This window comes from Tessaracoccus sp. MC1756 (assembly GCF_014164735.1).
Taxonomy (GTDB): domain Bacteria; phylum Actinomycetota; class Actinomycetes; order Propionibacteriales; family Propionibacteriaceae; genus Arachnia.
The window spans coordinates 401,103-415,957 of sequence record NZ_JACJFZ010000001.1 but is presented as its reverse complement, the minus strand read 5'-3'; the positions used below and the strand labels follow the sequence as shown (position 1 = coordinate 415,957).

The 14,855-nt window shown below is 68.6% G+C and carries 13 protein-coding genes; 8 read left to right on the top strand and 5 right to left on the bottom strand.

What is annotated here, in order from left to right; translation table 11 throughout:
- Positions 1-52 precede the first annotated feature (52 nt).
- Positions 53-1,360: a maltose ABC transporter substrate-binding protein gene (locus H5393_RS01925; RefSeq protein WP_182763898.1), complete on the bottom strand. Its 1,308-nt coding sequence runs from the start codon at positions 1,358-1,360 to the stop codon at positions 53-55.
- Between the two features lie 294 nt (positions 1,361-1,654).
- Between H5393_RS01925 and H5393_RS01920 the strand changes: the two genes are divergently transcribed.
- Complete coding sequence (locus tag H5393_RS01920; RefSeq protein WP_245243967.1) at positions 1,655-2,656, top strand: LacI family DNA-binding transcriptional regulator; 1,002 nt, start codon at positions 1,655-1,657, stop codon at positions 2,654-2,656.
- Entirely contained in the window at positions 2,646-4,271 is a 1,626-nt protein-coding gene (locus tag H5393_RS01915; RefSeq protein ID WP_182765305.1) for a glycoside hydrolase family 13 protein, read from the top strand. Before H5393_RS01920 ends, H5393_RS01915 begins: the two co-directional genes overlap by 11 nt.
- Positions 4,272-4,281: 10 nt before the next feature.
- Here H5393_RS01915 and H5393_RS01910 read toward each other — a convergent pair whose 3' ends face one another.
- Positions 4,282-5,946, bottom strand: a complete 1,665-nt coding sequence (locus tag H5393_RS01910; RefSeq protein ID WP_182765304.1) for a phosphoenolpyruvate--protein phosphotransferase — start codon at positions 5,944-5,946, stop codon at positions 4,282-4,284.
- Between the two features lie 113 nt (positions 5,947-6,059).
- Between H5393_RS01910 and H5393_RS01905 the strand changes: the two genes are divergently transcribed.
- Positions 6,060-6,314: an HPr family phosphocarrier protein gene (locus H5393_RS01905; protein ID WP_182763901.1), complete on the top strand. Its 255-nt coding sequence runs from the start codon at positions 6,060-6,062 to the stop codon at positions 6,312-6,314.
- A gap of 4 nt (positions 6,315-6,318) precedes the next feature.
- On the opposite strand, the gene H5393_RS01900 is transcribed toward H5393_RS01905, so the two are convergent.
- Positions 6,319-6,972 (bottom strand): response regulator transcription factor, encoded by a 654-nt coding sequence (locus H5393_RS01900; RefSeq protein WP_182765303.1) that lies wholly within the window; start codon positions 6,970-6,972, stop codon positions 6,319-6,321.
- Between the two features lies 1 nt (position 6,973).
- A complete protein-coding gene (locus H5393_RS01895; protein WP_182765302.1) occupies positions 6,974-9,037 on the bottom strand; it encodes an ATP-binding protein in 2,064 nt (687 codons plus the stop codon).
- Between the two features lie 350 nt (positions 9,038-9,387).
- On the opposite strand from H5393_RS01895, the gene H5393_RS01890 reads away from it, so the two are divergent.
- Positions 9,388-10,272: a nitronate monooxygenase family protein gene (locus tag H5393_RS01890; protein ID WP_182763904.1), complete on the top strand. Its 885-nt coding sequence runs from the start codon at positions 9,388-9,390 to the stop codon at positions 10,270-10,272.
- On the opposite strand, the gene H5393_RS01885 is transcribed toward H5393_RS01890, so the two are convergent.
- Entirely contained in the window at positions 10,269-11,750 is a 1,482-nt protein-coding gene (locus H5393_RS01885) for an aspartate ammonia-lyase (RefSeq protein ID WP_370585896.1), read from the bottom strand. The genes H5393_RS01890 and H5393_RS01885 overlap by 4 nt on opposite strands.
- Before the next feature lie 59 nt (positions 11,751-11,809).
- On the opposite strand from H5393_RS01885, the gene H5393_RS01880 reads away from it, so the two are divergent.
- From H5393_RS01880 to H5393_RS01865, 4 genes are all read left to right on the top strand, one after another.
- Positions 11,810-12,238, top strand: a complete 429-nt coding sequence (locus H5393_RS01880; protein WP_182765301.1) for an NUDIX domain-containing protein — start codon at positions 11,810-11,812, stop codon at positions 12,236-12,238.
- 87 nt (positions 12,239-12,325) lie between these two features.
- Positions 12,326-12,805, top strand: a complete 480-nt coding sequence (gene nrfH / locus H5393_RS01875; RefSeq protein WP_182765300.1) for a cytochrome c nitrite reductase small subunit — start codon at positions 12,326-12,328, stop codon at positions 12,803-12,805.
- A 5-nt stretch (positions 12,806-12,810) separates the two neighbouring features.
- On the top strand, positions 12,811-14,271 hold the full coding sequence (locus H5393_RS01870) for an ammonia-forming cytochrome c nitrite reductase subunit c552 (protein WP_182765299.1): 1,461 nt from the start codon (positions 12,811-12,813) through the stop codon (positions 14,269-14,271).
- Positions 14,258-14,854 carry a hypothetical protein gene (locus H5393_RS01865; RefSeq protein WP_182765298.1) on the top strand — a complete coding sequence of 199 codons (597 nt, stop codon included), beginning with the start codon at positions 14,258-14,260 and terminating at the stop codon, positions 14,852-14,854. Before H5393_RS01870 ends, H5393_RS01865 begins: the two co-directional genes overlap by 14 nt.
- The last annotated feature ends 1 nt before the right edge of the window (position 14,855 follow it).

The window sequence follows — 14,855 nt, the reverse complement described above, 5'->3', positions numbered from 1 at the left end:
GGAAAGGGGCCGCACCGGCGTACGGTGCGGCCCCCCCCCCGATCAGGTGTTATCAGCCTTCGACGGCGCCGAAAGCTTCCTTGATGTTGGCGTTCATGGCGTTCCAGGCTTCGGCCGGAGCGGCCTGGCCGTTGATGATGCTGACCTCAGCACCGCCCCAGAACTGCCACACGGCGCCCATCTCCGGGATGGCCGGCATGGGCTGGCCGTCCTTGCCCGCCTCACCGAAGCCGGCGAGCAGTTCGTCGGAGACGGCGTCGGCGGACTCGGTCAGTGCCGGCAGACGACCGCCCTTCTCGAAGAGCACGTCCTGGGCTTCCTTGGTGGCCATGTAGTCGATGAACTGACCGGCGAGGATGGCGTTCTCAGACTGCGAGGAGAGGAACACGCCCTGCACGCCCACGAACGGAGCGGCGGGCTGGCCGCCGGCCGAGGGGACGGGGAGGACGGAGATGTCCATGTCAGCGGCTGCGAACTCCGTGGTCCACCAGGGGCCGGTGATCATGTACGGGGTCTTGCTGTCGAGGAAGGCCTGCTTGGCCTGGTCGCCGCCCATGGAGACGGAGACGACGCCCTCGTCCGCCAGCTTCTTCAGGTACTCGGCGAAGGCGAGGCCCTCGGGGCCTTCCATGCCGAGCTCAGCGGTGTAGTCACCGTTCTCGTCGGTCTTGAAGACCGGTGCGCCGAACGAGGTCTGGATCGGGTACAGGTGGTACGCGTCGCCGTCCGGGCCCTGCTGGATCACGACGGGGAACTCGGCGCCTTCGGCGGTCTTGCCCTGGGCGATCAGCTCGTCGAACGTGGCGGGGGTGTCCTGCACCATGGCGTTGTTGCGCACGAGCGCGATGTTCTCGACCGCGTAGGGGACGCCGTAGGTCTGGCCGGCGTTGGTGAACGCGCGGAGCGAGACGTCGGAGAAGGCGTCGGCCTTGTCACCGAGTTCGACGGGAGAGATGACGCCGTTCTTGACGAGGTCGCCGGTCCAGTCGTGTGCGCCGACGATGAGGTCGGGACCCTGGCCCGTGGGGGCCTGGGCGATGAAGTCGGTCTTGATGTCCTGCGACGGCTTCTGGACGACGTCCAGGGTGACGCCGGTCGAGGTCTGGAACGTCTCGCCGAGGGCCTTGAAGCCTTCGATGCGGGTCTCGTCGACCCAGACGGTCAGCGTGCCGGTCGCTTCGGCGGGAGTGGATTCGGTGCTCGCGTCCGCCGAGGCCGAAGCCTCGGTCGAGGGGCTGGCGCTGCCGGCGGTCTCTTCGGCAGTGGGCTCAGTGGTCGTCGTGGCGCCGTTGCCGCCGCCACAGGCGACGAGCGTCAGCGAAAGCCCGGCCGCGGCAACGGCGAGGAGGCTCTTGCGCATGTGGGTTCTCCTTGGTTTGGGTCGGGTCGCCTCGGTGCTGACCCGCTAATACGATAGTAACGGTTTTTGCAAAGCTTGCAACCCCCTTGCGTAACAAGTCGATAACGAACGGCGCGAGGACGGCTACGTTACCGACGCCCCAGACGCCGGACGCCGTTTTCGGCGCTCGTGGCGGTAATTCCGCGCACCGGACGAGTTTCTGCAAAGGGCTTGCAACGGGTTGCAAAGTGTTGCAGGATAGGCTGCAACTGATCAGTTGCAACGAGCACGTCTTTTCAATGGAGAGGAGGCAACGTGATCCCCCAGGGCGCAAAACTCGCGGACCTCGCGCGGGCCGCCGGAGTGTCGACCGCCACGGTGTCCCGGGTCCTGAACGGGAAACCAGGGGTGGCAGAGACCACCCGCCGGACGGTGCTCTCGTCCATCGAGGCGCTCGGCTACTTCGTCGACGACCAGCGCGCCGGTGCGGACGACGGGTTCATCGCGGTGATGGTCCCCGAGCTCGGCAACCCCGGGTTCGCTGCCTTCGCCGCCGAACTCTCCCTGCAACTATCGGCGGCCGGCCGCCACATGATCCTCTGCACCGCCGGCCCCGGAGCCACCACGGAGGTCGCCTACCTCGACGCCCTGCTGGGCGTGGAGATCTCCGGCATCATCTCGGTGTCCGGAACGCTCGCCGACAAGCTCGTCGGGCACGACCATTACCAGCGGCTCATCTCCGCGGGAGTGCCCGCGGTCTTCATCAACGCCCATGACCCGAACATCGACGGATCGTTCTTCTCCACCTCCGACGCGGAGGCCGTGGCCATGTCCCTGGCCCACCTGCGCCAGTTCGGGCACGAGAAGATCGGGCTGGCCGTCGGTCAACAGCGGTACCTTCCGGCCCAGCGCAAGATCGACGCGTTCCTCGCCCACGGTCTGTCGCGCGGCAGCATCGTGTCCACCATCTTCAGCGTCGAGGGCGGGCAGTCCGCCGCCGCGCGCCTCCTGGAGGCCGGCCACACCGCCATCATCTGCGGCTCGGACCTCATGGCGCTGGGCGCCATCCGCGAGGCGCACGCCCGGGGCCTTGACGTCCCCGGCCACGTTTCGGTGGTCGGCTACGATGACTCGCCAGTGATGGCTTTCACCTCTCCCGGGCTCACCACGGTGCGCCAGCCGGTGGCCGCTCTCTGCCAGGCCGCCGTCGGCGCATTGATGAGCGCGATCCGGGGTCTCCCCACAGATTCAACCGAGATGTTCTTCCATCCCGATCTCATCATCCGACAATCAACAGGACCTCACCATGGCAACTGAGTGGTGGCGCGACGCCGTCATTTACCAGATCTATCCCCGCTCGTTCGCAGACTCCACCGGCGACGGTTACGGAGACCTACCCGGCATCATCGACCGGTTGCCGTACCTGCGGCAACTGGGCGTCGACGCCGTGTGGTTGTCGCCGTTCTACACCTCACCCATGTCGGATGCCGGCTACGACGTGGCCGACTACTTCAGCGTCGATCCGCTCTTCGGCGACATCACGGACGCCGAACGGCTGATCGAGCGTTCACACGAGCTCGACATCCGGGTGCTCGTCGACCTCGTCCCGAACCACACCTCGGACGAACACAAGTGGTTCCGCCAGGCGCTGGCCAGCGAGCCCGGCTCGCTGGAACGCGGCCGCTACCACTTCGTCGACGGGCTCGGCGAGAACGGCGAACTTCCCCCGAACAACTGGAAGTCCGTCTTCGGCGGCCCCGCCTGGACCCGGGTGGACGACGCGGCAGGCAATGGCGAACGCACCCAGTGGTACCTCCACCTCTTCGACGTGAAGCAGCCGGACCTCAACTGGAGCAACGAGGAGGTCCGCAAGGGCTTCGACGAGATCCTGCGGTTCTGGCTGGACAAGGGCGTCGACGGTTTCCGCGTCGACGTCGCCCATGCCCTCGTCAAGGCGCACGGCCTGCCGGACTGGGACGAGGATCAGGCCATGCTCGACGGCCTCAGCGGCCCCATGTGGGACCAGGACGGCGTGCACGACATCTACCGGCGCTGGCGCCGGATCCTCGACGAGTACGACGGCGACCGCAGCCTGGTCGCCGAGGCCTGGGTCTCAGACCCGGACAGGCTCGCGCTGTACCTGCGCCCCGACGAGATGCATACGGCCTTCAACTTCCAGTTCCTTGACAGCCGCTGGGATGCCGAGGAGTACCGCACCAAGATCGCGCGGACCCGCGCGGCCGACGCGGAGGTGGGTGCACCCACCACCTGGGTGCTGAACAACCACGACGTGGTGCGCAGCGTCAGCCGGTTCGGCCTGGCGGACCCCGGCTCCAGTCATGAGGGCCTTGGCTCTGAGGACGAACAGCCCGACAACGAGGTGGGCCTCCGGCGAGCCCGGGCGGCCGCGCTGCTGATGTTGGGCCTGCCGGGCTCCGCCTACCTCTACCAGGGCGAGGAGCTCGGCCTGCCCGAGCACACCACGCTCCCCGACGAACTGCGTCAGGACCCCACGTGGTTCCGCTCGGAGTTCACCCGGGTGGGCCGCGACGGCTGCCGCATCCCCATGGCCTGGGAAGCGGACAGGGCGGCGCTGGGCTTCTCGCCCAACGGCGCGCGCTGGCTGCCCCAGCCGCCGGAGTACCGCAGCCTCGCCGTCGACCAGCAGGTGGGGGTGGAGGGGTCGACCTGGGAGCTCTACCACTCCGCCCTGGCACTGCGGAAGGAGCTGGGCCTCGGTTCCGGTTCGCTCGACTGGGTGCACGCGGGCGAGCACGTCGTCGCCTTCGACAACGGGCGCGTCAGGGTCATGACCAACGTACTGGGCGAGGCGGTGCCGCTGCCCGAGGGTTATCGCGTGCTGCTCTCCAGCACTCCCCTCGACGACGGCGTGCTGCCGACGGACGCGTCCGCCTGGTTCACCGCCGAGTGACGCCAACCCGTCAGACCAGTTGAAGCTCCCCGACCGCCGCTGACCTCGCGTCAGTGGCGGTCGGTGCTGTGAGCGCCGCTTGGGCTGCGCGGCGGCACTTCTCGACGGAGACCTTCGCCAACTGCACACCCACTCCTGGCACGGCTGCCGCCGCCATCGACAGGCTGGTGATGCCCATCCCCACCAGCACACAGGCCAGGGCGGGATCCGCCGCCGCCTCACCACACACCCCCACCGGCTTCCCCACCCGCTGGCCGGCATCGGCGGTCATCTTCACCAACCGCAGGACACCCGGCTGCCAGGGGTTGGTCAGATGGGCCAACTCCGGTGCGAGGCGGTCCGCCGCCATCACGTACTGGGCGAGGTCGTTGGTGCCGATCGACACGAAATCCACTTCCCGCAGGATCTCCTCAGCCAGCAGCGCGACGGCGGGCACTTCGACCATGATCCCGGCGACGAGGTCCCGCTGCCGGCATTCGCGGGCGAATCCGCGCGCCTCGTCGACGGTGGCGATCATCGGTGCCATCACCCAGGGCCTCGGCTCGCGACCCCGGGCGGCGAGTGCGATGGCGTCCAGCTGCCGCCGGACCAGGCCCGGTTGCGACATCGCGAGCCGGTGCCCGCGGATGCCGAGGGCGGGGTTCGGCTCGTGGGGCAACGAGGCGAAGGGCACGGGTTTGTCCGTGCCGGCGTCGAGGGTGCGCACGACGACCTTGCGTCCCGGGAACGCGTCGAGCACCTGGGCGTACGTGTCTGCCTGCTGCTCGACCGGTGGTTCGGTGACGGAGTTGAGGAACCCCAGTTCCGTCCGGTAGAGGCCGACTCCGCTCACCGGGCCGGTCGCCGCGGCGCGGGCGGCGGCGCCGTCAGCGACGTTGGCCAGCAACTGGACTGCGGTGCCGTCGGCAGTGGCCGCCGGGCCCGTCCATCCGTCGATGACGGCGCGCCGACGCAGGTCGGCCGCGACGAGCGCGTCGGCGTCGAGCTCCGAGAGCCTCCTGGAGAGGGTGCCGGCGGCACCGTCGAGCAGCACCACGTCACCGTCGGCGATGGACTCCAGGTCCGTCACGCCCACGACACAGGGCAGGCCCCGCTGCCTGGCGATGATGGCGGTGTGGCTCGTGGGCCCGCCGAGACGGGTGGCGATGGCGATGATGAGATCGAGGTCGAGATCTGCGGTGTCGGCCGGTGACAGGTCGTCGGCGAGCAGGATGGAGGGCCGCTCCGGCATCGGCACACCGGGCTCCGGCTGGCCGGACAGCCTCGACACCACCCGGTCGCGGATGTCGCCCAGGTCTGAGACCCGCTCCGCCATCACCCCGCCCAGGCGCCGGAACGTCGCGGCGATGGATTCGATGGCGTTGATGGCCGCGGTGGAGGCCGGCACCCCGGCGGCGATGGCCTTCAGCGCGGGCCGCACCCAGCCGCGGTCGCTGGCCAACTGAGCGGTGGCCGTGAGCACCTTCACCGCGGCTCCATCGGCCCGACGAGCCCGCTCCTCGTATCCGGCAGAGACGCTCTGCACAGCCTGCATGAGTTCCTCGGCGGCCGCCTCGCGGTGGTCCGCGGCAAGCGCGTAGAGCGGCGCGGGAGGCGTCAGGTTCGGCCGCTTCCACACCACGGGCGCCTTCACCACTCCGGCAACGACTCCAGTGCCGCGCACGACGTCGGTCATGGTCCTCCCACCTCCAGGGTCGACGTTGTCAATGTACTTCCCCTTCGGCGACATGGCTATGCTGGGGCCGGAGTCCGCGCAAAGTCGCGCCTGGGCCGTGAAAGGAGCCGCTCGTGCCGAGCAAGACTGTGACCGTGGGGTCGACGGTGGGCCTGCATGCCCGCCCCGCAGCCCTCATCGCCGCCGCCGCCGGGGAGTTCGACGACGACATCACCCTCTCCACGGGGGGCGAATCGGTCGATGCCGCATCCTCATTGCTGATCATGACGTTGGGCGCCGAGAAGGGCCACCAGGTGACGGTCACCTCAGACAACGTCGCTGCGGTCGAGCAGATCGCGACGATGATCGAGCAGGACCTGGACGCGTAGCGCCTCACACATCGAACCAACCGTCGCCGGCCGTCTCCAGCGCCGCCTGCGTGGTGTTGACCACCTCACGACCGACGGCGGCGTATTTCTCGTAGGCCCGCGCCAGGTAGGTCTTCACCGAACTGAGGGAGATCGGCGGGTCGAACTGCCGGCCGATGGCCTTCACCGGCACACCCTCCCCCGCCAGCCGGAGGCACTGCAGTTCCTGCGGCGAGAGGCTGGGGACGCTCTCGGCCTCCTGGAGGAGCGTGGCGGCCATGACGCTGCTCTGCGACCACCCTCCGTCGGCGACATCGCGGATCGCCTGCACCAGCACCTGGGCGGGGTCCGACTTCAGCACCAGCCCCCGGGCACCCGCCTGCATGGCCAGCATGACCGGCACCCTGCGGTGCTCCGCGGTGAAGGCGATGCTCCACACGTTGCGGGCGGTGAGCGCCTCGATCGTTTCGTGTCCGGAGATCCGGCCGTCGAGGAAGAGGTCCACGACGGCGACGTCCGGGCTGATGCTGTCCAGATCGGCGAGCATGGCCGACGGCTCCGTGTAGGAGCCCACCATCTCGAGGTCGCCCCCTGCGAGCTGGGGCAGGTCGCCCAGCGAACGCAGAATGAACTCGTGGTCGTCGAGGACGACAACCCGGATGGGTACAGCCTGCGTCACGTCAACTCTCCTTGCCGGTTCTGAACTGGGTGAAATCCGGGTCAGCAATGCTGACCCAGCGTCGCAGTGGGGAATGCTCTGCCATGGCGACGGCGGGGGTCGCGGTCACGGTCGCGGTTCCGTCCTCGGCGGAAACGAGCAACTGGGCGTGTTCCTCGCCCGGTCGCCCCAGGTGCCCGAGCAACTCGGCGAGATCGTCCGACGTCGACCCGACGTCGCCGGTCAGCAGGCGGGCGTCCCAGCCGGCGCCGCGGAGCCGGTCGAGTTCGGAGGCGAGGCGGAGCGGACCGGGCCACAGGCGCAGTTCGTCGCGCATCCGGGCTCCGAGGCGGGCCGCCTGCGCCCGCGTCTCCGGCGCGAAGGGGTCGCGGCTGCCGTCGGCGACCTCGCCGAGGAAGGCCCCGGTGAGTCTCTCGGCTCGCGCGAGCCAGGCGTGCCACACCCCGTCGCGCACCTGCGCAGCGTGGGCCCGGAGTTCCGCGGCGGCGGCGAGACGCCGGGTGACGTGGAGGTGTCGCGACACCGTCTGCGCTCCGAACACCAACACCAGCGTCACGATCGTGTAGAGCAGCACCGCCAGGAGGCCACCGAAGTGCGATCCGATCGTGGCCTGCCAACCGAGGGTGAGCCAACTGGTGGTGACCGCGCCGACCACCACGACGCCCGCCAGCGGCACCGCCACTCTGACGGGCTGGCCGGGCAGGCCGATGATCAGCAGCGCCGACACCAGCGACGGTGCCCACAGGTCCCAGTCGATACTGGGCGCGCCCTGGACAGCGGCGTAATTGACGATGAACGTGATCATCCCGACGCCGCACAGCACCGCCGACTGCCACGGCGCCAGGCCGCCGCCGCGCACCGCGACGGCGCCCACCGCGATCAGTGCGGCGACGATGAGCGTGATCGCCATCGGAAAGGCCGCCCCTGGCCACTCCAGGGTCAGGATGTGCAGGGCGCTTGCCGCGACCAGCGGAATGGGGCACCAGGAGATCAGGCGGCGGGCGCGCTCACCCAGGCCGCCCGGCTCGGGGGGCGATGCCGGCCACTGCATCTCCACCGTGGTGCCGCCGGCGGCGGACTGCACGTGCGCTTCGCCCCCGATGGCCGCCATGCGCTGCACGACAGAGCCTTCGAGCCCCAGGGACTGCCCGCGCGGTGCCGTCACGTCGAAGCCCGGCCCCTCGTCGCTCACGGTTACACGCACCGTGCCGCCGCGCTGGACCAAGTGCACCTCCGGGCTGCCGGAGGTATGCTCCAAGGCGTTGCGTACGGCCTCCCTCGCGGCGCCCACGAGCGCCTGTGCCACGGAGAGCGGGACGAGGAGGGTCTCCGGTTCGCACGTGATGACCTGGCGGCGGGGCTTCAGCGAGCGGTGGAGCATTGCACATACGTCGACGGGCTTGTCGTCGGTGAGCGGCTCCGGCATCTGGGCGAGCCGTTGACGAGCCTCCTCGCAGGACGCTCGCACCTCGTCGGCGTTTGCCGCACTCCAGCTGGCGCCCATCCGCTGCAGGGCGTGCAACAGCGAGTCGTGCATCTCGCGCCGCAGCCCGGCGAGGGCCTCAGCGCGGGCGGCCGACTCCCCAGCATCCTGCTCCTGTTCGGCGCGCAACTGCCGGCTGGCGAGGTATTCCTCGGTGATGGCGATCGTGATCAGGCGGGCCACCACCAGGACGCCCAGTCCGCTGAGCGTGTAGGCGAGGCTGCGGATCTGCGGCACCCACTCGAGCTGCTGGGTGGTCACGACGACGGCCAGGCCGATCACGAAGGACCCGGAGAGCACCAGGAGTTGGGGCTTGCGGCCGCGCAACAGGATGCCGTAGGTGAGCAACGTGCCGAACCACGCGTCGGTCCGCCAGTGACCCGGCACGGCGGGCCCCTCGAGCAGTTGACCCACAACGATGATGCCGGTGGCGACAACGGTCAGGCCGACGATCAGCCAGCCCAGCCTGCGGATCCAGAGGCAGTCGATGGCGACGAGGACATGGGCGACGAAGAGGACGCCGAGGCCGGTGAGGAGGTACGTGGGGTCGTCCTGGGAGATGCCTCCGACGAGCTTGGGCATCCCGAGGATCGCGATGACCGCGACGGCGACTTCGACCGGCCTCTCACGTGACGCCCCGCCCCCGCGCGGCCAAGGCCGCAGTACCTCCTGCGGCCGACCCTGCCGGCGGTGAACGTCCGGCGGCTCTGTCGTCTCCAGCGCCACGGGTTCACAATAACGTCAAAAGGAGGATGATGCCCCTGGTCTCCCCCAAATGGCCAGGGACATCACCCTTCACGAGAAGGACCCCCCATATGCGCCCGACTCTTCTCATACTTCACCACTGTCCGCGACGTCCGTACAGTCGTCCGTACGGACGACACGGGAGACGGCTAGGGTGGGGCACCCCGGCAACGTCGCTAGGAGGCCCCATGCCGCTCCCCGAACCCCTCGCCAGCAGACTCCGCCTGCCCGTGGTGGCCGCTCCGCTGTTCCTGGTCTCCGGCCCGGAACTGGTCATCGCGGCCTGCCGCGCGGGCGTGCTCGGCGCCTTCCCGGCCCTCAACCAGCGCACCACGGAGGGGCTCATCAGCTGGCTCGAACAGATCGACGGCGCTCTCAGCGCCTCGGACGCGCCATACGCCGTGAACCTCATCGTCCATGCCACCAACACCCGGCTGGCCGCTGACCTCGAGGCTGTCGTCGCCCGCAAGGTGCCGGTCGTCATCACTTCGCTGGGCGCCGTGCCCGACGTCGTGGAGGCGGTGCACTCCTACGGCGGGCTCGTGCTGCACGACGTGACCACACTCCGGCACGCACAGAAGGCGGCCGACGCCCGGGTGGATGGCCTGATCCTCGTCTCGGCCGGGGCCGGCGGCCACGCGGGCACCACCAATCCGTTCGCGCTCATGGCATCCGTGCGGCCGTGGTTCGACGGCATCGTCGCCCTGGCCGGGGGCATCACCAGCGGGGCCGACGTGCTCGCCGCGCAGGCGCTCGGGGCGGACCTCGCTTACATGGGCACCCGTTTCGTCGCCACGGCGGAGTCGCGCGCCTCAGACGACTACCGCAGGCAGATCGTCGAAGCTGGAGCCGCAGACATCGTGTACACGCCCGAGGTCAGCTCCATTCCGGCGAACTTCCTCGCCGCGAGCCTGGCTGCGGCCGGCGACCAGACCCGTGACGAGTACACGGCGTGGCGCGACATCTGGTCCGCCGGCCACGGGGTGGCAGGCATCCACGACATCCCGACGGTCGACGAACTGGTCCGCCGCCTGGCGGTCGAGTACGACGAGGCCCGGGCGCGGGTGGGTTAGGACTGGTCGCGGCGGTCCGCCGCGTCGAGCTTCTCCTCCATCTGCGCGATGAGCTCCGGCGTCATCGCCGGCAGGCGGCCCGTGTCGAAGAGCCCGCCGGAGAGGTCCGCCGGGTCCAAGGCGTCGTCGATCTCCTCCGCGGTGAGGTTGCCCTCCTCCAGCACCAGTTCCCGGATCGAACGGCCGCTCGCGAGGGCCTCCTTGGCGATCTTGCTGGCATGCAGGTAGCCCAGCTTCGGCATCAACGCAGTGACCACGCCGACGGAGGTCGACACCTGCTTGTCCAGGCTCTCGCGGTTGACGGTGATGCCGTCGACGCAGTTGATCCGCAGCGTGCGCACCGCCCGGCGCAGCCAGGTGCAGTTCTGCAACAGAACGTGCGCCATGACGGGCTCGAACGCGTTGAGCTGGAGCTGCCCGGCCTCGGCCGCGAAGGACACGGTGATGTCGGCGCCCGCGATCACGAACGCCACCTGGTTGACCGCCTCCGGGATCACCGGGTTCACTTTGCCGGGCATGATCGAGCTGCCCGCCTGCACGGGGGGGAGGTTGATCTCCCCGAAGCCCGCCTGCGGCCCCGAGCTGAGCAGGCGGAGATCGCTGCAGATCTTGCTGAGCTTCATCGCGGCGCGCTTCATCACCGAGGACGCGGAGATGAACACGCCGGTGTCACTGGTGGCCTCGATCAGGTCCGGGCCGTTGTGGAGTTCGGGGTGTCCCGTGATCACGCGCAGGTGCCCGATGACCGCTTTGGCGTAGCCGTCGGGTGCGGTGATGCCAGTGCCGATGGCCGTGGCGCCCAGGTTCATCTCCTCCAGCAGCGGCAGGACGTCCTGGATGCGGTCGATGTCCTCGCCCAGGGTGGTTGAGAACCCCCGGAACTCCTGACCCACCGTCATGGGCACCGCGTCCTGCAGCTGGGTGCGCCCCACCTTCAGCACGTCCTTGAACTCGCGGCCCTTGGAGGCGAAAGAGTTGCGCAGCAGCCTCATCTCCTGGCTGAGCCGCTCCATGGCGTAGACGAGGCTGAGCTTCACCGCCGTCGGGTAGGTGTCGTTGGTTGACTGCGAGCGGTTCACGTGGTCGTTGGGCGAGATGTAGTCGTAGTCGCCGAACGGCCTCCCAGCCAGTTCCAGCGCGCGGTTGGCGATCACCTCGTTGAAGTTCATGTTGGTCGAGGTGCCGGCCCCGCCCTGGATGACGCCGACGACGAACTGGTCGTGGAGTTCGCCGTCGACGATGTCCTGGGCCGCCCTGTCGATGAGGTCGGCGCGCTCCGCGTCGAGCACCCCGATGTCGCGGTTGGCTCGCGCCGCGGCCTGCTTCACCTGGGCGTAGGCAACGATCAGGTCCGGGTACACCATGATCTGGCGGCGGCTGATGTAGAAGTTCTCCACTGCCCGCAGCGTGTTGATGCCCCAGTAGACGTCATCCGGGATCTCACGCTCCCCCAATGAATCACGCTCGATGCGGACCACGATTCCTCCTCGCTGAAGAACAACACTGTCACGCTACCCGACATGGTTGAGTTACCACCATGGATCTGATCGCCTGGGTGATTCTGAGGGACGACGTGGGCCGCGTGCTGCTGGCACGGCGCAGCGGCACCGTGCTGGCCGACGGGCTGTGGAACCTGCCCGGCGGTCACATCGAGGACGGTGAGCCCGCCGTCGTCGCCGCGGCACGGGAGGCGGGCGAGGAGATCGGGGCCACCGTCGCCGCCGGGGACCTGTCCCACGTCGGCCTGCAACGCTTCGACGTGCCCTACGGCGCCACGCGGGCGCAGGGCTTCAACTTCTTCTTCGAGTCAACTCTGTGGCGCGGCGCCCTGGCACCGGGCGAGGCGACGTCCGAGGTGGGGTGGTTCGCCGTCGACGACCTGCCGGAGGACTCACTCCCCTGGCTCTCCGCGGCCCTGCACACGCATCTGGTCGAGGGCCGCTTCTACGTCGAGAATGTCGGCTGACAGGTATTCTTGCCCGCGCACCTTTGCACTACATAACGTAGTAGAGTCCCGGTAACTCCACCCACCGTCGTCGAGGAGGCGAGCAGCGTGGCCCGGCCCGGCATCAGCAACTGGTTGACCGCCCCCAACATCCTGCGCGCCCTCATCATCTTCGTCATCGGATCCCTGTTCGGAGTGGGTCTCTTCACCTTCGGCTACGCGAAGGGCGCCTCCTACCTGAGCAACAACCCCGAGACCTGCATCAACTGCCACGCGATGGAGAGCCAGTGGGACGGGTGGAAAGCCAGTAGCCACAGCGCTGTGGCGGGCTGCAACGACTGCCACGCTCCTCACGACAATCAGGTGCACAAGTGGCTGGTCAAGGGCGAGAACGGCTTCTGGCACGCGCTGAAGTTCACCACTGGGTGGTATCCGGAGAACATCGAGATCCGTGAGTCGAACCTGAAGGTCACGAACAACGCGTGCCTGTACTGCCACGCCGATTACGTGGACGAGATCCACCTCACCAGGGCCGAGGGACAGCAGGTCACCTGCACCCAGTGCCATTCCGACGTCGGACACAAGTAGGGATCATGAGCACCAGTGCACACCAACCTCGCCAGAAGAGACTGTGGGCGGACTCCGGCAAGTGGATCGTCGCCATCGCCGTGGTGGCGGTGGTCACGTTCGGGCTGACCGCACTGCTGATCACCATCATGGAGCGCCAGACCGAAGCCCAGGCGCCGTTCACCAAGGTGGTTGAACTGGAGGAGACCACCGTCGACCCCGCGGTCTGGGGCCAGAACTTCCCGGTGCAGTATCAGGATTACCTGAAGACGGCGGAGATGGGCCCGACGAAGTGGGGCGGCAGCCACCCCGTCGCCCAGGACGTCGACGGCGACCCGCGCACCGAGATCTCCTCGAGCCGCCTGGAAGAGGACCCGCGCCTGGTCACCATGTGGGCCGGCTACGCGTTCGCGACCGACTACCGCCACGCGCGGGGCCACGCCTACATGCTCGAGGACCAGCGCCACACGCTGCGCGTCCAGGACTTCGACCAGCCCGGGACCTGCCTCAACTGCCACGCCTCCACCGTCGCGCTCATGGACGAGCTGGGCGACGGCGACCGGGACGCCGGCTTCGCGAAGATGAACTCCATGTCCTACGCCGAGGTCAGCGACATGGTGGACCATCCGGTCTCCTGCCTCGACTGCCACGACCCGGACACCATGCAGCTGCGCATCACCCGCCCCGCGTTCGAGGATGGCATCAAGGCACTCAAGGCCTCCGAGGGCATCGAGGACTACGACGTCAACAGGGACGCCACGGCACAGGAGATGCGTAGCTACACCTGCGCCCAGTGCCACGTCGAATACTACTTCGAGAAGGACACCAAGGAACTCGTCTTCCCCTGGACCAAGGGCATCGACATCGACGACATCTGGGAGTACTACGAGGAGGACGGCCACGTCGACTGGGTGCACAAGGACACCGACGCCGAGATGCTCAAGGCCCAGCACCCCGAGTTCGACATCTGGTCCAACGGCATCCACGCCGCGTCCGGCGTCAGCTGCGCCGACTGCCACATGCCGTACGTGCGCAACGGCGCTCAGAAGGTGTCGGACCACCACCTGCAGAGCCCCCTGTTCGACGCCAACGCCTCCTGCGGCACCTGTCACAACGAGAGCGGTGAGGAGATGACGTCGCGGGTGGAGAACATCCAGGACCGCTACCTCCACTCCCGCAACCAGGCCTTCGATGCGCTAGTCGACCTCATCGACGGGATCACGCAGGCGCAGGGCGACGGCGTGGACGCCGCCCGGATAGCCGAGGCCCAGGAACTGCAGAAGAAGGCCAGTTTCTACCTCGACTACGTCTACTCGGAGAACTCCAATGGGTTCCACGCCCCCGCCTATATCCACCGCATCCTGGGCGACTCGCTCGACGCGTCCCGCAAGGGCCAGATCGTCCTGACCGGCGTGCCGGTGGCCGACCTGGAGCCGAGCGACGTCACCCGGCAGTACGAGGAGCTCATCGCCGGTGAAGACAACTGACATCCTCGAGTTCCTCGACACCGCCCCGGACGAGATCCGCCCGTGGGTGGAGGAACAACAACGGGCCCTGCGGGCCGGCGGGAAACCGACCGGTGCAGCGAAGGGTGTGACGCGCTCCCGCTTTCGACGCCTGATCGACACGTGGGCCAAGCCGCTCCTGATGGCGGCGACCGTCTTCGCCATCATCTTCGGCGTCTGGTTCCTCGGCCGGCCCCCTGTTGAGCCCGCGGCCGCCCCGCAGCAGACGCAGCTGGGTGAGGCGGCCTCGCGTTCGGTCGATGTGCAGCGGATGGCGGAGTTGACCGCCCAGGTACAGGTGACCCCGTCGGACATCGACGCCCGGCTCGAGCTGGGCGTCCTCCTGCTGGAATCCGGCGACCCGGCGGGCGCCGAGGAACAGTGGCTGGCGGCCGCGGACCTCGACGCCGGGCGGGTCGAGGCGCTCTACAACCTCGGCTTCCTCTACATGTCGAAGGAGCCAGCCGACGAACAGAAGGCCCGCGACGCCTGGGAGCGGGTGCTCGAGATCGAACCAGACTTCCCGCAGGCCGACGTCATCCGAAACCACCTGCCGCAGGGATAGC

Coding starts and splice junctions, on each gene's coding strand:
- H5393_RS01895 (WP_182765302.1), bottom strand. CDS start 9,037: ATGCCCAAGCTCGTCGGAGGCATCTCCCAGGACGACCCCACGTACCTC.
- H5393_RS01870 (WP_182765299.1), top strand. CDS start 12,811: ATGAGCACCAGTGCACACCAACCTCGCCAGAAGAGACTGTGGGCGGAC.
- H5393_RS01880 (WP_182765301.1), top strand. CDS start 11,810: ATGGATCTGATCGCCTGGGTGATTCTGAGGGACGACGTGGGCCGCGTG.
- H5393_RS01910 (WP_182765304.1), bottom strand. CDS start 5,946: ATGACCGACGTCGTGCGCGGCACTGGAGTCGTTGCCGGAGTGGTGAAG.
- H5393_RS01890 (WP_182763904.1), top strand. CDS start 9,388: ATGCCGCTCCCCGAACCCCTCGCCAGCAGACTCCGCCTGCCCGTGGTG.
- H5393_RS01925 (WP_182763898.1), bottom strand. CDS start 1,360: ATGCGCAAGAGCCTCCTCGCCGTTGCCGCGGCCGGGCTTTCGCTGACG.
- H5393_RS01915 (WP_182765305.1), top strand. CDS start 2,646: ATGGCAACTGAGTGGTGGCGCGACGCCGTCATTTACCAGATCTATCCC.